The organism is Arenibacter troitsensis, assembly GCF_900177645.1.
Lineage (GTDB): Bacteria > Bacteroidota > Bacteroidia > Flavobacteriales > Flavobacteriaceae > Arenibacter > Arenibacter troitsensis.
The window spans coordinates 253739-268092 of the sequence record NZ_FXAO01000003.1 but is presented as its reverse complement, the minus strand read 5'-3'; the positions used below and the strand labels follow the sequence as shown (position 1 = coordinate 268092).

The window sequence follows — 14354 nt, the reverse complement described above, 5'->3', positions numbered from 1 at the left end:
TTTAAAATTATTTATTACTGAATATACTTTTGCTGCAGGATAGATGTCAATGTTTTGAATAATTCCGTAGGATTGAAAGGCTTGCATATTAGACCATCTATTCCATATTCCCCTAACTGGTCCTTTATATCCATTCCCGTGGATGCCGATAGCGCGTAGATGGGCATGACCTTATTAAGCGGGTTATTGGATTCCCTAATGGCCTTGCTGGCTTCAAACCCATTCATTACCGGCATCTGAAGGTCCATTAAAATCATATCATAGGTGTTTTCCAAAGCCTTATTCAGTGCTATTAGACCGTTTTCGGCAATATCAAAATCTACCTGCCATTTGGAGAGAAATTTTTCAATCACCATTATGTTCACCTTATTATCCTCGGCCACTAAAATTCTTGCTCCTTTAAGATTATCCTGGTCATGTATAGACCTGGCATCAAAGGCATTGTTATCCTCTTGATAATCTGTCATGCCGCTCTTTTGCAGTTTCAACTTAAAACTAAAGGTAGATCCTTTGCCAACCTCGCTCTCCAGTTCAAGATCGCTATCCATAATTTCCAACAATCGCTTACAGATGGCCAGACCCAAGCCGGTACCACCATACTTTCTTGTGGTATCCGAATTGGCCTGGGCGAATGATAGGAATATTTTATCCTTTTTGTCTTCAGGAATACCGATTCCCGTATCGGATATTACAAATTCCAAAACGTAGAAATCCGCTTCTACTTTTAGCACTTCTATATCCACCATAACCTTGCCCTCTTCTGTAAACTTAATGGCGTTACTAACCAGGTTAGTCAGGATTTGTGACAATCTAGTACTATCCCCGATAAATGTTTTGGGAAGGGAGGTGTCTTTTTTGATCAGTAACCTAATATCCTTTTCTTTTGCCGTATTATGGAATATACTCCGCAAACCGTTCAGCACCTGATTTAAACTAAAATCCCTTTCTTCCAATTCCAACTGTCCTGAAGCAATTTTATTAAAGTCTAAAATATCATTTACCAAACACAGTAAATGTTCCGAGGAATGTTTTAAAGTACTTAGATTCTCTAACTGCTCCGTTTTAGGATTTTCCAACAGAAGCAGGTGGCTAATACCTATAACTGCATTTAAGGGTGTCCTAATCTCATGGGACATGGTGGTCAAGAACTCATCTTTGGCCTTATTGGCCATAGACTCCTTTTCCTTGGCATTTATTAATGCCAGTTCCGTTTCCTTAATTTTGGTAATATCCACAATGGTACCAATATATCCCTCAATATGTCCTTCTTCTGTCATTATGACCTTGATGGAAAAATCCAACCATTTATACTCTCCTGTAATAATTTGGGACCTAAACGATTTACTTATCGTCTTAAAATTGGGCTTCTTAAGATCGATAAGACTTTTGAAAGCGTTTCCTTGGTCATCTTTTAAGAATTGGTAGTAGGGTTTTCCTAAACAATCGTTAACCTTATAGCCTGTTAGCTTTCGCCAGGCGGGGTTTAGATAGGACCAATTACCATTTAGGTCCATCTCAAAAATAACATCCTTGATGTTTCCGGCAACTTTGGACAATTGCCCTGTAATAGATTCCACACTATTTTTTAACTGTTGGTTGGCCTGAAACAATTCTTGTGAACTTTTCTCCAATACATTCTCTACCTGTTGCAAATCAGAATCAAAGGCCTTGTATGCCTCGTCTACTTGATGCAAAAAGGGAGCGATAAGATCTAGAGTGTCGCCATCCAAATCTATCTTTCTTAACTGTCTTTTGAGTAGTCTATGGTAATTATTGCTCATTCAGAAAAAGTAGTTATCGTCATTGTTTGGTTATGGAGTGTACATGGCGAGAATTTATCAAAGGGAGCAATTTCCCCGTAAGAATAGAAGCCCGTGGTATAAATGTTATTGCCAAATACTTCATTTACTGCTTCTACTTCTTCTTCCACCAACTGTTTCATTACCAATCTACGGCCTACACAACTTATCAAGAATGCCAACTGATGGGGCTCATCCGTACTACCCTTGGCAGTCAAGGCAGATTGTTCGGCTCCTCCAATAATTCTATCAATATTTGCCTTCATTAATCTAACATAGGAACCTTGGGGTATGTTTCCCGCAAAAGTGAGACTTCCATTTTTTTCATCAATGGATAAAATAGTCCTTACCACTGGTATTTGATTATCCTCATCCCTCATGCTCAGAGGAAATAAAAGGCCTGAACCGGGCAAATCTTTTGCCATGTCTCCCAGAAATGATTTATATAGCTCCAATGCAGGTTGCCCATCCAATTCATAAAGTATGTTATTGGTAGATTTGGTTACCAGTCTTTCAATACCAAAACTGTCCCAACCTCCCTTGGATGCAAATCCTATACTTAGTTCGGGGCCATATAAACCTACGGCAACAATCTTTTTGGAAGCCACTTGGTTCCCCGATATCACAAAGGTATTCTCGAAATTTGAACAATCCCCGGCCATACCACCTGTGATACTCACAGACTTGTCCAAATCGGCATGCAATCCCTTTACCAATTCGGCCCCATTTACAATGAGTCCGTCACTGAGTACGAAAATATGCCTCAAATCCGGCCCGTGTAATTTGCCACTAATAGTTTTCCCTGCTTCAAAACTATCTATGTTGCAGGATAATAGATCTACCTCCTCTATTTTCAGTTTTGTCTTTTCAAACTTAACCGCCGTTAGGGCTATCGTAGAGTCCAAAACTTCATTTCCCAATATTTCTCCCGCAGTGGAACATCCTATTAGCTTTGTATTTTCATATTTATGTGCCAATTGGTTTACAAATTCTTCCGTATTGATAAAGGTGGGCGAAGCGAAAAGAAAAAATACATCAGGAACAAAATCCAAATCCAAATGGTTAAGGTCTTCTAATTGAAGTATTTTATGCTGATAAATTTTCATGATGAAATATTTGTAAGAAAAATCTTCTTCGTATATGGTATCAACGTTTAATATTTCCAAATCGTATAGATCTAATTTTTTTGGGCACACGATTTAGTCCATGACAAGTTAAATATACATGCCTTAAATTCACTTAGCCCTTCTTTTAGTGCAAAGGTCCCTTTGGTAATTATGGACCAACATAGGCATGAAAAAAACATTCGCCAGTCTACCCCATGTAGTCATAAAAATTTCCCAATAAAACGCGAAAACTCCCGTAAATACCTACTATCTCAACGAAGAGTATTACTTTTGCCGCTTTTTTACAGGATATAAATGCATATAAATTGGATAATTATCCATAGCTGTACGAAAATACCTTGTAGTAATATTGTAGCTGTATTAATGTCTTAAATAATAACATTATGAGTATGGACAAATCGAACAAAAAAGCACTGCTTTCCCTAGGGGTAGGAGGCTTTGGTATAGGAATGACCGAGTTTGTAATAATGGGTATTCTGCCAGACGTGGCCAATTCTCTTCAAATAAGTATACCTCAAGCAGGCCATTTCATATCTGCCTATGCTTTGGGCGTAGTAATTGGTGCTCCCACTTTAACAGCTCTGAGCGGTAAGTGGCCGGCGCATAAAGTGCTACTGTATCTAATGATCTGGTTTACGGTTTTCAATACCTTATCGGCGTTTTCAACAAACTATGTCACTTTAATGATTGCTAGATTCCTGTCTGGATTGCCACATGGAGCATTTTTTGGAATTGGTGCCGTAGTTGCAGGAAAGTTGGCGAAAGAGGGCAAAGCAGCCCAGGCCATAGCCACCATGTTTGCCGGCCTAACCATTGCCAATGTAATAGGAGTACCCATAGGTACTTATCTAGGCCATTATTACAATTGGAACCTCTCTTTTCTATTGGTGGGCATTGTAGGTGTCATAGCACTACTAAGCATTTACTTTTGGATGCCCAAAATGGAAAAATCTTCTTCTGAGGGATTCTTTACAGATTTGAAGGTTTTTAAGAGAGTGGAAATTTGGTTGCTCATTTTGCTGACCACTATTGGGACGGGCGGATTCTTCGCTTGGTATAGCTATATTGCCCCTTTGTTGACAAATGTATCCGGACATTCGGAAAGCATGGTAAGTTACGCCATGATTTTGGCAGGGGTAGGAATGGTTTTTGGTAATTTTATTGGTGCAAAAATGGCTGAGATATTTAGCCCTTTAAAAGCGGTTATTATCAGCTTGTCATTAATGGTAATGGTGCTCCTGATCAACTTCTTGGTTGCCGCTAATCCAGTAGCCATATTAATCTTAACCTTCATAATCGGAATCGTTTCCTTTATGGTAGGTACACCAATTCAATTGGCTATAATAAGGGCATCCAAAGGATCTGAAATGCTGGGATCTTCCATGAATCAGAGTGCCTTTAACATGGGCAATGCCTCTGGAGCGTACTTTGCAGGTTTACCCATAGCTATGGGATTTGGATTTACCTCCGCAAGCTTGGTAGGAGCCCTAATGGCCGGTATTGGGATAACCATTGCGGTATTGATCTTGGTGTTTTCTAAAAATAGAGCCGTTAACACGAAACGAAAAATGGCATTTAATTCTTAAGCGCTGGATATAATATAATCCGTTACAACATAAAAGAGGGCGTCTAAATATAATTGGACGCCCTCTTTTTATAGATTTCTGTGTAGATAGGAATGACAGGTGTACTAGATGTTTTTAGCCAACCAATCTCCAATTTCGCTAGTCTTATAGGCTTTTCCGCCTTCTGCCAAATCTTCCGAAACCACACCTTCAGCCAGGGATTTGTTTACAACATCACGAATGGCCTGCGCCTCTTCCTTCAAGTCAAAATCTTCGAACATCATGGCAGCTGAAAGCACGGTAGCCAAGGGATTTGCAATGTCCTTACCCGCCGCTTGTGGATATGATCCGTGAATTGGTTCATACAATCTAGTTTTGGTTCCTACGGAAGCCGATGGCATTAATCCCATAGACCCCGAAATTACCGAAGCCTCATCCGTTAAAATATCCCCAAAAAGATTTTCAGTTATAATTACATCATATCCTTTTGGCCATTGTACCAATCTCATGGCCACAGCATCAACAAATTCATAGGAAACAGTTACTTCTGGGTAATCCTTTTCCATTGCCTGTACCGTCTCTCTCCACAATCTTGAGGATTCCAAAACGTTGGCCTTGTCTACGCAACAAAGTTTTTTGGATCTGGCCATGGCCATTTCAAAACCTTTCTTGGCCAATCGCTGAATTTCTGCACGGGTATAGGTCATAGTGTCAAAGGCGGTATTTCCATTGTCCTTTCGTCCCCTTTCGCCAAAATATACTCCACCAGTTAATTCCCTTAGAATAATTAAATCCGTACCCTCAATACGCTCACGCTTCAATGGGGATTTATCTATCAGTGAAGGGAAGGTAAAAGTAGGCCTAACATTGGCAAACAAGCCCAATTTTTGTCTCATTTTCAACAATCCCTGTTCCGGACGTACCTTAGCAGATGGATCGTTGTCGAATCTTGGGTGACCAATGGCCCCAAATAAAACAGCATCCGCAGCTTCACAAACGGCATGGGTTTCATCCGGGTAAGGTTCTCCAACCGCATCAATTGCAGCTGCACCGGTGAGGGCAGGTGTCCAGCTTATCTCGTGATTGTATTTCTTGGCTATGGCATTGGATACTTTTACCGCTTGATCAATTACTTCAGGACCTATTCCATCTCCTGCTAAAAGGGCAATATTTAATTTCATTTAATTTTGCTTTTTGCCGTACGTTGTGCTTCCGGCATGGTTATAATTGTTTGTGATTTTCCTATATTATGTTCAACATTTTCTCGGTCGCTTTTATGGCCGAGACAGTTTGGTCGGAATCCAACCCCCTGGTTATAAATTCCTTATCACCTCTTTTCCAAGTAATAATGGTTTCACAAAGAGCATCGGAATTACTGCCCGGAGGAATTCGCACGGCATAATCCACCAAAGTGGGCAATTCCAATTTTTTGGATTTGTATACTTTTCTCAAGGCATTCATAAATGCATCATATTGTCCGTCTCCCTGAGCATGTTCCTCTATAAGTTCTCCATTAATTTCGAGGGCTAGGGTAGTGGAGGGCTTTAAACCTTTGGAATGTGTAAGTACGTATGATTTAACAAAAACTTTTTGCTGATAGGTATCGCTATCCAAAACATCGGAAATAATATAGGGCAGGTCCTCCTTGGTTACCTTTTCCTTTTTATCTCCCAATTCAATAATACGGGCCGTAACCTTTCTTAATTCATCATCATTCAGCGTAAGCCCCAGCTCTTGCAGATTTTTTTGAATGTTGGCCTTTCCCGAAGTTTTGCCCAAGGCATATTTACGTTTCCTACCAAATCTCTCCGGCATTAAATCGTTGAAGTACAAGTTTTTTTTACTATCCCCATCGGCATGGATTCCTGCAGTTTGGGTAAAAACATTATCACCCACTATTGGTTTGTTGGCAGGAATTCCAAATCCAGTAAAGGCAGATACCAACTTGCTCACCTTATACAAGGAGGATTCATTAACGGCCACCTCTATTTCGGGCATAAAATCGTTGATTACCGCTATAGCGCTTGCCATTGGGGCATTACCGGCCCTTTCACCCATTCCGTTCACAGTTAAATGAAGTCCGTGGCAACCTGCTTTTATTGCCTCCATCACATTGGAAACACTTAAATCATAATCGTTATGTCCATGAAAATCAAAATGCATTTTAGGGTACCGCTGAACAATTTCCGATATAAATTTGTATGTTTCGGTATAGGTAAGGATGCCCAAAGTGTCCGGCAATAAAACCCTTTTAACTGGCTGCGTGGATAAAAAATCTATAAATTGGAATACGTATTCCTTTGAATTTCGCATCCCATTGCTCCAGTCTTCCAAATATACATTGGTAGAAATGCCTTCCTTGGCCCCTTCGGCAATTGTTTTTTCTATTTCATTAAAATGTTGTTGCGGCGTTTTCTTAAGCTGGTGCGTTAGGTGGTTCATAGAACCTTTGGTTAAGAGATTCTGGACCTTTGCACCGGATTTTTTCATCCAATCAATGGAAACACCTCCATCAACAAAGGTCAATACCTCAACACGGTGGATATACCCCTTTGAATTGGCCCATTCGGTAATCTGTTGAACCGCCGAAAGTTCTCCCTCCGATACTCGGGCGGAGGCCACTTCAATTCTATCTACATTCAACTCATCCAACAATAACTTAGCCAAGGTAAGCTTTTCGGATGCTGAAAATGACACCCCTGAGGTCTGTTCCCCATCCCGAAGGGTGGTGTCCATTATTTCAATTATTCTTCGTTTCATTTATGCAGAACTAGTAACCGTGACTCTATTGTCCAATAACTTAAAATCAGTAAATACTTTTATAACCAATCAGGACCAAGCATAAACTCGTCTCAATATGTGGCACATCTACTGAAAACCAATACTTTACAATGGAGTATCTTCGGCAAATTCCCTTATATTCTCCTTTATATTCAAAAGATAATCAATATCATCGAAGCCGTTAAGCATATTATCTTTTTTGTAATTGTTGATGTCAAAACTTTCAGATTCACCAGTTGATGTCAACGTAATGGTCTGTTCGGGTAAATTGACTACCAATTCTGTTTTAGGATCCGCATAGATTGCCTCAAATATTTTTTCCAAGAACGGGGCACTTACCTGAACTGGCAATACACCGATGTTTAAACAGTTATTCTTAAAAATATCCGCAAAAAAACTGGATACCACACATCTGAATCCGTAATCGTAAACAGCCCAAGCAGCATGTTCCCTAGAAGAACCTGATCCAAAATTTTTGCCCCCAACCAATATTTTACCTCCGAAGGTTGGATTGTTCAAAACAAAATCCTCTTTTGGAGTATTATCAGGATTGTAGCGCCAATCCCTAAACAAATTGTCCCCAAAGCCCTTGCGTTCGGTGGCTTTAAGAAAACGGGCCGGAATTATTTGATCCGTATCCACATTTTCAATAGGAAGGGGAACTGCTGTTGTTTTAAGTATATTAAACTTATCGTATGCCATGTTATTTAAACTTATATGCTTAGCGACCAGCACTAAACAAAAATTAAACTTTATTTTATTGCCAAATTATTATTGATTTCCTCAATATTCTCCAGAAACTGCTCACTGCTTCCAAAAAATAGTATTCCAAGAGGCCATAATTTATGCGGAATGCTTTAAATCGTAATAAAAGTTAGACCAATTCCTCTTGCATCAACTCCCTTGGATCCGTTACCATTCCGGTCACTGCCGCAGCTGCTGCTACCAACGGACTTGCCAAAAGGGTTCTGGAACCAGGGCCTTGCCTACCTTCAAAATTTCTATTGGAGGTACTAACGGCATATTTCCCTGCGGGAACCTTGTCATCATTCATGGCCAAACATGCAGAGCATCCAGGCTCTCGTAATTCAAAACCAGCATCGTGCAAGATGTCCAAAATTCCTTCCTCCTTTATTGCGGATTCCACTTTATGGGATCCAGGCACCAACCAAGCGGTTACATTATCTGCTTTTTTTCTACCCTTTACAATAGAGGCGAAGGCTCTAAAGTCTTCAATACGCCCATTGGTACAACTTCCCAAAAACACAAAATCGATTGGCTTTCCAATCATATTGTCGCCCTCGTTGAAGGCCATATATTGAAGTGATTTTTTATAAGTGGCAACACCACCTTCAACAGATTCGGCCTGCGGGATACCATTGGAAATTCCGATACCCATTCCTGGATTGGTTCCGTAGGTAATCATAGGTTCTATGTCGGCGGCATCAAATGTGATTTCTTTGTCAAAAGTGGCACCCTCATCCGTTTTAAGCGTTTGCCAATATTCCATGGCCTTGTCCCAATCGGCACCTACAGGAGTAAACTCCCGTCCTTTGATGTACTCGAAGGTCTTTTCGTCTGGGGCAATCATTCCTCCACGGGCACCCATTTCAATACTAAGGTTACAAACGGTCATTCTACCTTCCATGGTCATGTTCCTAAAAACATCACCCGCATATTCCACAAAATATCCGGTTGCACCGGAGGTCGTTAATTTGGAAATTATATACAGTGCCACGTCTTTTGGTGTAACCCCCTTACTTAACTTTCCGTTTACATTGATACGCATGGATTTAGCCTTCTGCTGCATAATGCATTGGGTAGCCAATACCATTTCCACCTCGGAGGTTCCAATACCAAATGCAATAGCACCGAAAGCACCATGGGTAGAAGTATGCGAATCACCACATACAATGGTAGCGCCCGGTTGGGTAATTCCGTATTCCGGACCTACTACGTGCACAATTCCATTTTTTTCATGCCCAAGACCCCAATAGGAAATACCGTGGGCCTTGGAATTTTCCTCCAATGCTTTAAGCTGATTGGCCGAAAGTGGATCCTTAACCGGTAAATGCTGGTTAATGGTAGGAGTGTTATGATCTGCAGTAGCAAAAGTACGCCCTGGATACATTACTGGAATACCCCTACTTTTTAAACCTAGAAAGGCTACCGGACTAGTCACTTCATGTACCATGTGACGGTCTATGAACAGGACATCCGGCCCATTTTCAATCTTATGAACAACATGGGAATCCCATACTTTATCAAATAACGTTTTCTTCATTTTATAGGGTTATGATTTATGATCTTAGATTTAATATTCTTTAAGAGGCAAACTGCCTACTTTTTTACTAGCATGCAAAATTAAGACTATCTTGGAAATCATTGAAATTAATATAGGAATAATTACGATGTTCAACATAAAAGTTGCTGAATGTTTAGAATATAACCTGTTCTTTTTTTGATATGGCATTTAGCTTTTTACACAAGATATTGAAACGATAATTTAGGGATGGACAAAGTGTAACCTAGTATCTAATTATTGAGAACAAAAAAGGTGGACAAATCCAATTCATCCACCTATTTTAAAAGCTTACTTTTTATAAATTACTTTGTGGCCTTATCCACCTTTAAACGGGCCTCCCTATTGGCTATTTCCCAAGCGGTAAGAAAAACCAGTCTGGTTCTATTTTCCAATAGATCATAATTTATTTTGTCAGGAGTATCCCCTGGCTGGTGATAGTCCGCATGGGTTCCATTAAAGTAGAATATGATAGGAATATTATTTTTTGCAAAATTGTAATGATCACTTCTATAGTAGAAACGGTTGGGATCATTTTCATCGTTATATGTATAATCCAATTCAATATTCATATATTTTTTGTTGACCTCTTCCGATAGTTCATGGAGTTCGGTACTCAACTTATCGGAACCAATTAAATAAATATAATTCCTATCCCCAGTGCGGTTTGGGTCTATTCTCCCTATCATATCAATATTTAAATCGGCCACCGTTTGGGACAAAGGAAAAATTGGGTCGTGATCAGCATAATATTTTGATCCCAAAAGACCTTTTTCCTCTCCGGTAACATGAAGAAAAACTATGGAACGTTTTGGACCATTGCCATCATCCGCCGCTTTTTTGAATGCCTCGGCAATCTCCAAAAGACCAACGGTTCCAGAACCATCGTCGTCAGCACCGTTAAAAATCTCCCCCTCCTTGTTTACGCCAACATGATCAAGATGGGCTGAAATAATAACATACTCATCGGGCTTTTCAGACCCTTTAATTACAGCTACTACATTCTCAGATTCCACGTCTTTACTATCACTTTCAATATTCAGGACCAATTTAGTGGAAACGTTTTTGGAAGTGTTTTCAGATTTAATATTAGGAAGAATGGCATTTGCTACATCGGCATCTATGAAAAAGCTGTAAAAATCATTTTGGACTTCATCCTTTAACCCCATACTACCGCTATCCTTGCTCTGCATGAAATTAAACCTATTTTTAAAGCGACCGTAATTGCCCTCATCAAAATACATTACCCCAATGGCGCCTTTGCTCGAGGCCAATTCCATTCTTTTTCCAATAGATTCAGACATATTGCTCCATACAGATGCCTCATTGGAGCCCGATATCTTATAGGTTCCGTCAGCGTTCATAGGTTCCCCTGCCTTTATCAAGACTATTTTACCCTTTACATCTATACCGGTATAATCCGAGTAATTCTCTTCTTCTATACCATAGCTTACATATACTATATTATCAAAGCTACCCGTGGCAGTTGTAAATGTCAGCAACCCTTCTCCATTTTGGTATTCCTTTCCATTAATGGAAACAGATCCCTTAGGTAGTTTACTGATGACCAACGGAACATTTTGAAAATAATTTCCATCAGATTGGGCGGCTGGAATGCCAAGCTCAACATATTCCGCCTTAAGGTATTCCACTGCCAATTTTTGTCCCGGTTCTCCGGTATCCCTTCCTTCAAATTCATCCGAAGCATATGTATAGAGGTGCTCCTTTAATTCGGCCTCTGTTATGGATTGCGCATAAACCATGGGGTCTACACTGGTATTTACCGGTTCAATTTGTTGGGAAATGGTTTTTTGCGATGAGTTGCAAGCAAAGGAAAGTCCTAACGCAACAAACAGTATCTTTTTCATTCAGCTATTTTTATTGATTCAGAATTTTTCAAAAATAGGGAAATCTTTAAGAAAGAATCTTAGTATTTTTATAAAAGTACTACCTCTGATATTGTTGATATTTCATAAGTAGCCTAAATGCCTAACATATAGTATAATGACCAAGACCGGTTGGAATTCCGTTTATTTTCAACGGGGTAAAGCCACATCGTTTTTTAACCTGTTTTTGTCAAAAGTAGGCCCAACAAGTTAATATTCTCTCAAATTCGGCTAATATTTCTCTATTTTAGGGTTTATGGTTGTATTAAATTTGTAATTCATATTAAAAATCTTTCATATGCATATAAAATGGGAAGGCGTAATGCCCGCAGTTACCACCAAATTCACAAAAGAGGACACCTTGGACCTCGAAATGTTCGAAACCAATATTCAGGCACAGCTGGAAGCTGGGGTCAGCGCTATTATTCTGGGAGGTACACTTGGGGAAGCCAGTACTCTAACAGATGAAGAGAAAAAGATATTGATACAGGAAACTGTGAGAATTGTCAGCGGTAAGATTCCCGTAATCATAAATATTGCTGAACAGACCACAAAGGGTGCCATTGAAGCAGCCAATAAAGCCAAAAAATATGGAGCCAGTGGATTAATGATGCTTCCTCCCATGCGCTATAAGGCCAATGATTTTGAGACGGTAACCTACTTCAAGGAAGTTGCCAAGAGTACGGATTTACCTATAATGATATACAACAATCCTGTAGATTATGGTATAGAGGTAACCTTGGATATGTTTGAGGAATTACTGACCATGCCCAACATACAAGCAGTAAAGGAATCTACCCGCGATATTTCCAACATTACACGGATTAAAAATAGATTCGGCGACCGCCTAAAGGTGTTGACAGGAGTAGATACTTTAGGATTGGAAAGCATTCTTATGGGTGCTGACGGCTGGGTTGCTGGACTGGTCTGTGCCTTTCCTAAAGAAACAGTAGCCATATATAGCCTGGCCAAAGCTGGGAGAATTCCGGAAGCACTAGCCATTTACAGATGGTTTTTACCATTGTTGGAATTGGACATCAACCCCCAATTGGTACAAAATATAAAATTGGCCGAAGTAGCCACAGGCATTGGAACTGAGCAAGTAAGGGCCCCTAGGTTACCTTTGCAAGGTGACGAAAGAAAAAGGGTCTTGAAGATCATTGAAGAAGGGATGAAGACAAGACCAACCCTTCCAGAATGTAAACCAGCATTGGTTTAACCTAATTATAACATAAAAAACCTACTAAAGTGTTACTTTAGTCAAGGAAATTCAAGCTTGTTTTGAGCGTATAATTATAACAAAATCATAATGATAACAGGTAAAAACTATATTGGTGTAGAGACATCTGCCAAGAACAGTAGAACATATTCAACTTTCAATCCAAAATTAAATAAACCTACGGAATGGGTTTTCCATGAGGCTTCACAGGAAGAGGTAAATGCCGCGGTGGAAAAGGCAGCAATAGCATTTGAAACCTATGGCAAATTCCCAGACGCCAAAAAAGCCGAATTTTTAAAGGCCATTGCCAGTGAAATTGAAGCCTTGGGCGATGAATTGATTTCGGTTTACGTTCAGGAATCCGGATTACCGGAAGGTAGGGCAAAAGGAGAGCGGGGAAGAACTATGGGACAACTAAGGGCTTTCGCCACCTTATTGGAGGAGGGATCTTGGGTAGAGGCCACTATAGATACCGCACAGCCTAATAGGGAACCTTTGCCAAAAGCGGACATTAGAAAAATGTTGCTTCCTATTGGTCCCATTGCCGTATTTGGTGCCAGTAATTTCCCATTGGCATTTTCTACGGCAGGAGGAGATACCGCCAGTGCTTTGGCAGCGGGATGTCCCGTAATTGTGAAAAGTCACCCAATGCATGCCGGTACAGGAGAATTGGTAGCCTCGGCAATTGCAAAAGCAGCTAAAAAGACAGGGATGCCGGATGGTGTTTTTTCCAACTTAAATAGTAGGGATTCTGAGGTAGGTCAGTTATTGACCCTGCATCCAAAAGTAAAAGGCGTAGGTTTCACCGGTAGTACCAATGGAGGAATGGCTCTTTATAGATTGGCCTCGCAAAGAAAAGAGCCAATCCCGGTTTTTGCTGAGATGGGCAGTATTAACCCAGTAGTGGTCCTACCTTCTGCCTTGGAGCAAAAAGGGGCCGAATGGGCAGCCCAATACGCAGGTTCCATTGTGTTGGGAGCGGGACAATTTTGCACTAATCCAGGGCTTATTTTAGGCATCAAAGGACAGGCCTTAGATGGCTTTATAGTCGACTTGGGCAAGGAAATAGAAAAACTGGAGCCTACGTGCATGTTGCATCCAAACATATATGAAGGTTACGAAAAAGGTAAAAAGGAATTGTCTTCGCAGCCCAAAACAGCGGAAGTGGCTGCTTTTAAAGGTGAAACTGCCCCTAATTTTGGAGAACAGAAAATATTGACCGTTGCCGCGCAAGATTTTCTAGACAATCCCGTGTTACATAAGGAAGTTTTTGGCCCGTTTTCGATTGTTGTACAATGCCAGGACAAAGCGCAATTGATTACCGTAATTCAGCATTTGGAAGGACAGTTGACAGGAACTATTTTAGGGACGGAAACCGAAATAAAAAAGAGTCCAGAGGTAGTAAACGCTCTGATAAATAGGGTAGGGCGTATCATCTTCAATGGCGTGCCCACTGGTGTGGAAGTTTGTCCATCCATGATGCATGGAGGGCCATTTCCGTCCACTACGGATAGTAGGTTTACCTCTGTTGGAACTTCGGCCATCAGACGATGGGTAAGACCAGTGTCTTTCCAAAGTTGGCCGGAAGAAATATTACCGGATGCCCTTAAGAACAACAATCCATTAGACATTATGCGGCTAGTGAACGGTGAGCACACGAAAAAGCAGCTCTAGC

General features: G+C 40.5%; 10 protein-coding genes. 3 read left to right on the top strand and 7 right to left on the bottom strand.

The genetic code is table 11. From position 1 onward, the window contains the following. Positions 1 to 14 precede the first annotated feature (14 nt). Together B9Y87_RS08285 and B9Y87_RS08280 are read right to left on the bottom strand one after the other, a co-directional pair. The gene (locus B9Y87_RS08285; protein ID WP_085497994.1) at positions 15 to 1781 is read right to left on the bottom strand and encodes a PAS domain-containing hybrid sensor histidine kinase/response regulator; all 1767 of its coding nucleotides are present in this window, start codon (positions 1779 to 1781) and stop codon (positions 15 to 17) included. After that, entirely contained in the window at positions 1778 to 2905 is a 1128-nt protein-coding gene (locus B9Y87_RS08280) for an FIST signal transduction protein (protein WP_139827191.1), read from the bottom strand. The genes B9Y87_RS08285 and B9Y87_RS08280 overlap by 4 nt, the downstream gene beginning before the upstream one ends. Before the next feature lie 410 nt (positions 2906 to 3315). On the opposite strand from B9Y87_RS08280, the gene B9Y87_RS08275 reads away from it, so the two are divergent. Continuing rightward, the gene (locus B9Y87_RS08275) at positions 3316 to 4512 is read left to right on the top strand and encodes an MFS transporter (RefSeq protein WP_139827200.1); all 1197 of its coding nucleotides are present in this window, start codon (positions 3316 to 3318) and stop codon (positions 4510 to 4512) included. 104 nt (positions 4513 to 4616) lie between these two features. Here the strand turns inward: B9Y87_RS08275 and leuB are convergent, their stop codons facing one another. The 5 genes from leuB to B9Y87_RS08250 form a co-directional block, all read right to left on the bottom strand. Beyond that, positions 4617 to 5672, bottom strand: a complete 1056-nt coding sequence (gene leuB, locus B9Y87_RS08270; protein ID WP_085497987.1) for a 3-isopropylmalate dehydrogenase — start codon at positions 5670 to 5672, stop codon at positions 4617 to 4619. A 61-nt stretch (positions 5673 to 5733) separates the two neighbouring features. Next, positions 5734 to 7251: an alpha-isopropylmalate synthase regulatory domain-containing protein gene (locus B9Y87_RS08265; RefSeq protein WP_085497985.1), complete on the bottom strand. Its 1518-nt coding sequence runs from the start codon at positions 7249 to 7251 to the stop codon at positions 5734 to 5736. Between the two features lie 126 nt (positions 7252 to 7377). Further along, the gene (gene leuD / locus B9Y87_RS08260; protein ID WP_072861271.1) at positions 7378 to 7974 is read right to left on the bottom strand and encodes a 3-isopropylmalate dehydratase small subunit; all 597 of its coding nucleotides are present in this window, start codon (positions 7972 to 7974) and stop codon (positions 7378 to 7380) included. Between the two features lie 172 nt (positions 7975 to 8146). Continuing rightward, positions 8147 to 9556: a 3-isopropylmalate dehydratase large subunit gene (leuC, locus tag B9Y87_RS08255; protein ID WP_085497983.1), complete on the bottom strand. Its 1410-nt coding sequence runs from the start codon at positions 9554 to 9556 to the stop codon at positions 8147 to 8149. Positions 9557 to 9879: 323 nt separating this feature from the next. Beyond that, positions 9880 to 11442 carry a M28 family peptidase gene (locus B9Y87_RS08250; protein WP_085497981.1) on the bottom strand — a complete coding sequence of 521 codons (1563 nt, stop codon included), beginning with the start codon at positions 11440 to 11442 and terminating at the stop codon, positions 9880 to 9882. Positions 11443 to 11758: 316 nt separating this feature from the next. Here B9Y87_RS08250 and B9Y87_RS08245 point away from each other — a divergent pair, with 316 nt between their 5' ends. After that, positions 11759 to 12679 (top strand): dihydrodipicolinate synthase family protein, encoded by a 921-nt coding sequence (locus B9Y87_RS08245; RefSeq protein WP_085497980.1) that lies wholly within the window; start codon positions 11759 to 11761, stop codon positions 12677 to 12679. A gap of 90 nt (positions 12680 to 12769) precedes the next feature. Beyond that, complete coding sequence (locus B9Y87_RS08240) at positions 12770 to 14353, top strand: aldehyde dehydrogenase (NADP(+)) (RefSeq protein ID WP_085497978.1); 1584 nt, start codon at positions 12770 to 12772, stop codon at positions 14351 to 14353. The last annotated feature ends 1 nt before the right edge of the window (position 14354 follow it).

Excerpts from the sequence above, each read along its gene's own strand:
- B9Y87_RS08250 (WP_085497981.1), bottom strand. The coding sequence starts at position 11,442 with ATGAAAAAGATACTGTTTGTTGCGTTAGGACTTTCCTTTGCTTGCAAC.
- B9Y87_RS08240 (WP_085497978.1), top strand. The coding sequence starts at position 12,770 with ATGATAACAGGTAAAAACTATATTGGTGTAGAGACATCTGCCAAGAAC.
- leuD (WP_072861271.1), bottom strand. The coding sequence starts at position 7,974 with ATGGCATACGATAAGTTTAATATACTTAAAACAACAGCAGTTCCCCTT.
- B9Y87_RS08265 (WP_085497985.1), bottom strand. The coding sequence starts at position 7,251 with ATGAAACGAAGAATAATTGAAATAATGGACACCACCCTTCGGGATGGG.
- leuB (WP_085497987.1), bottom strand. The coding sequence starts at position 5,672 with ATGAAATTAAATATTGCCCTTTTAGCAGGAGATGGAATAGGTCCTGAA.
- B9Y87_RS08275 (WP_139827200.1), top strand. The coding sequence starts at position 3,316 with ATGGACAAATCGAACAAAAAAGCACTGCTTTCCCTAGGGGTAGGAGGC.
- B9Y87_RS08285 (WP_085497994.1), bottom strand. The coding sequence starts at position 1,781 with ATGAGCAATAATTACCATAGACTACTCAAAAGACAGTTAAGAAAGATA.
- B9Y87_RS08245 (WP_085497980.1), top strand. The coding sequence starts at position 11,759 with ATGCATATAAAATGGGAAGGCGTAATGCCCGCAGTTACCACCAAATTC.
- leuC (WP_085497983.1), bottom strand. The coding sequence starts at position 9,556 with ATGAAGAAAACGTTATTTGATAAAGTATGGGATTCCCATGTTGTTCAT.
- B9Y87_RS08280 (WP_139827191.1), bottom strand. The coding sequence starts at position 2,905 with ATGAAAATTTATCAGCATAAAATACTTCAATTAGAAGACCTTAACCAT.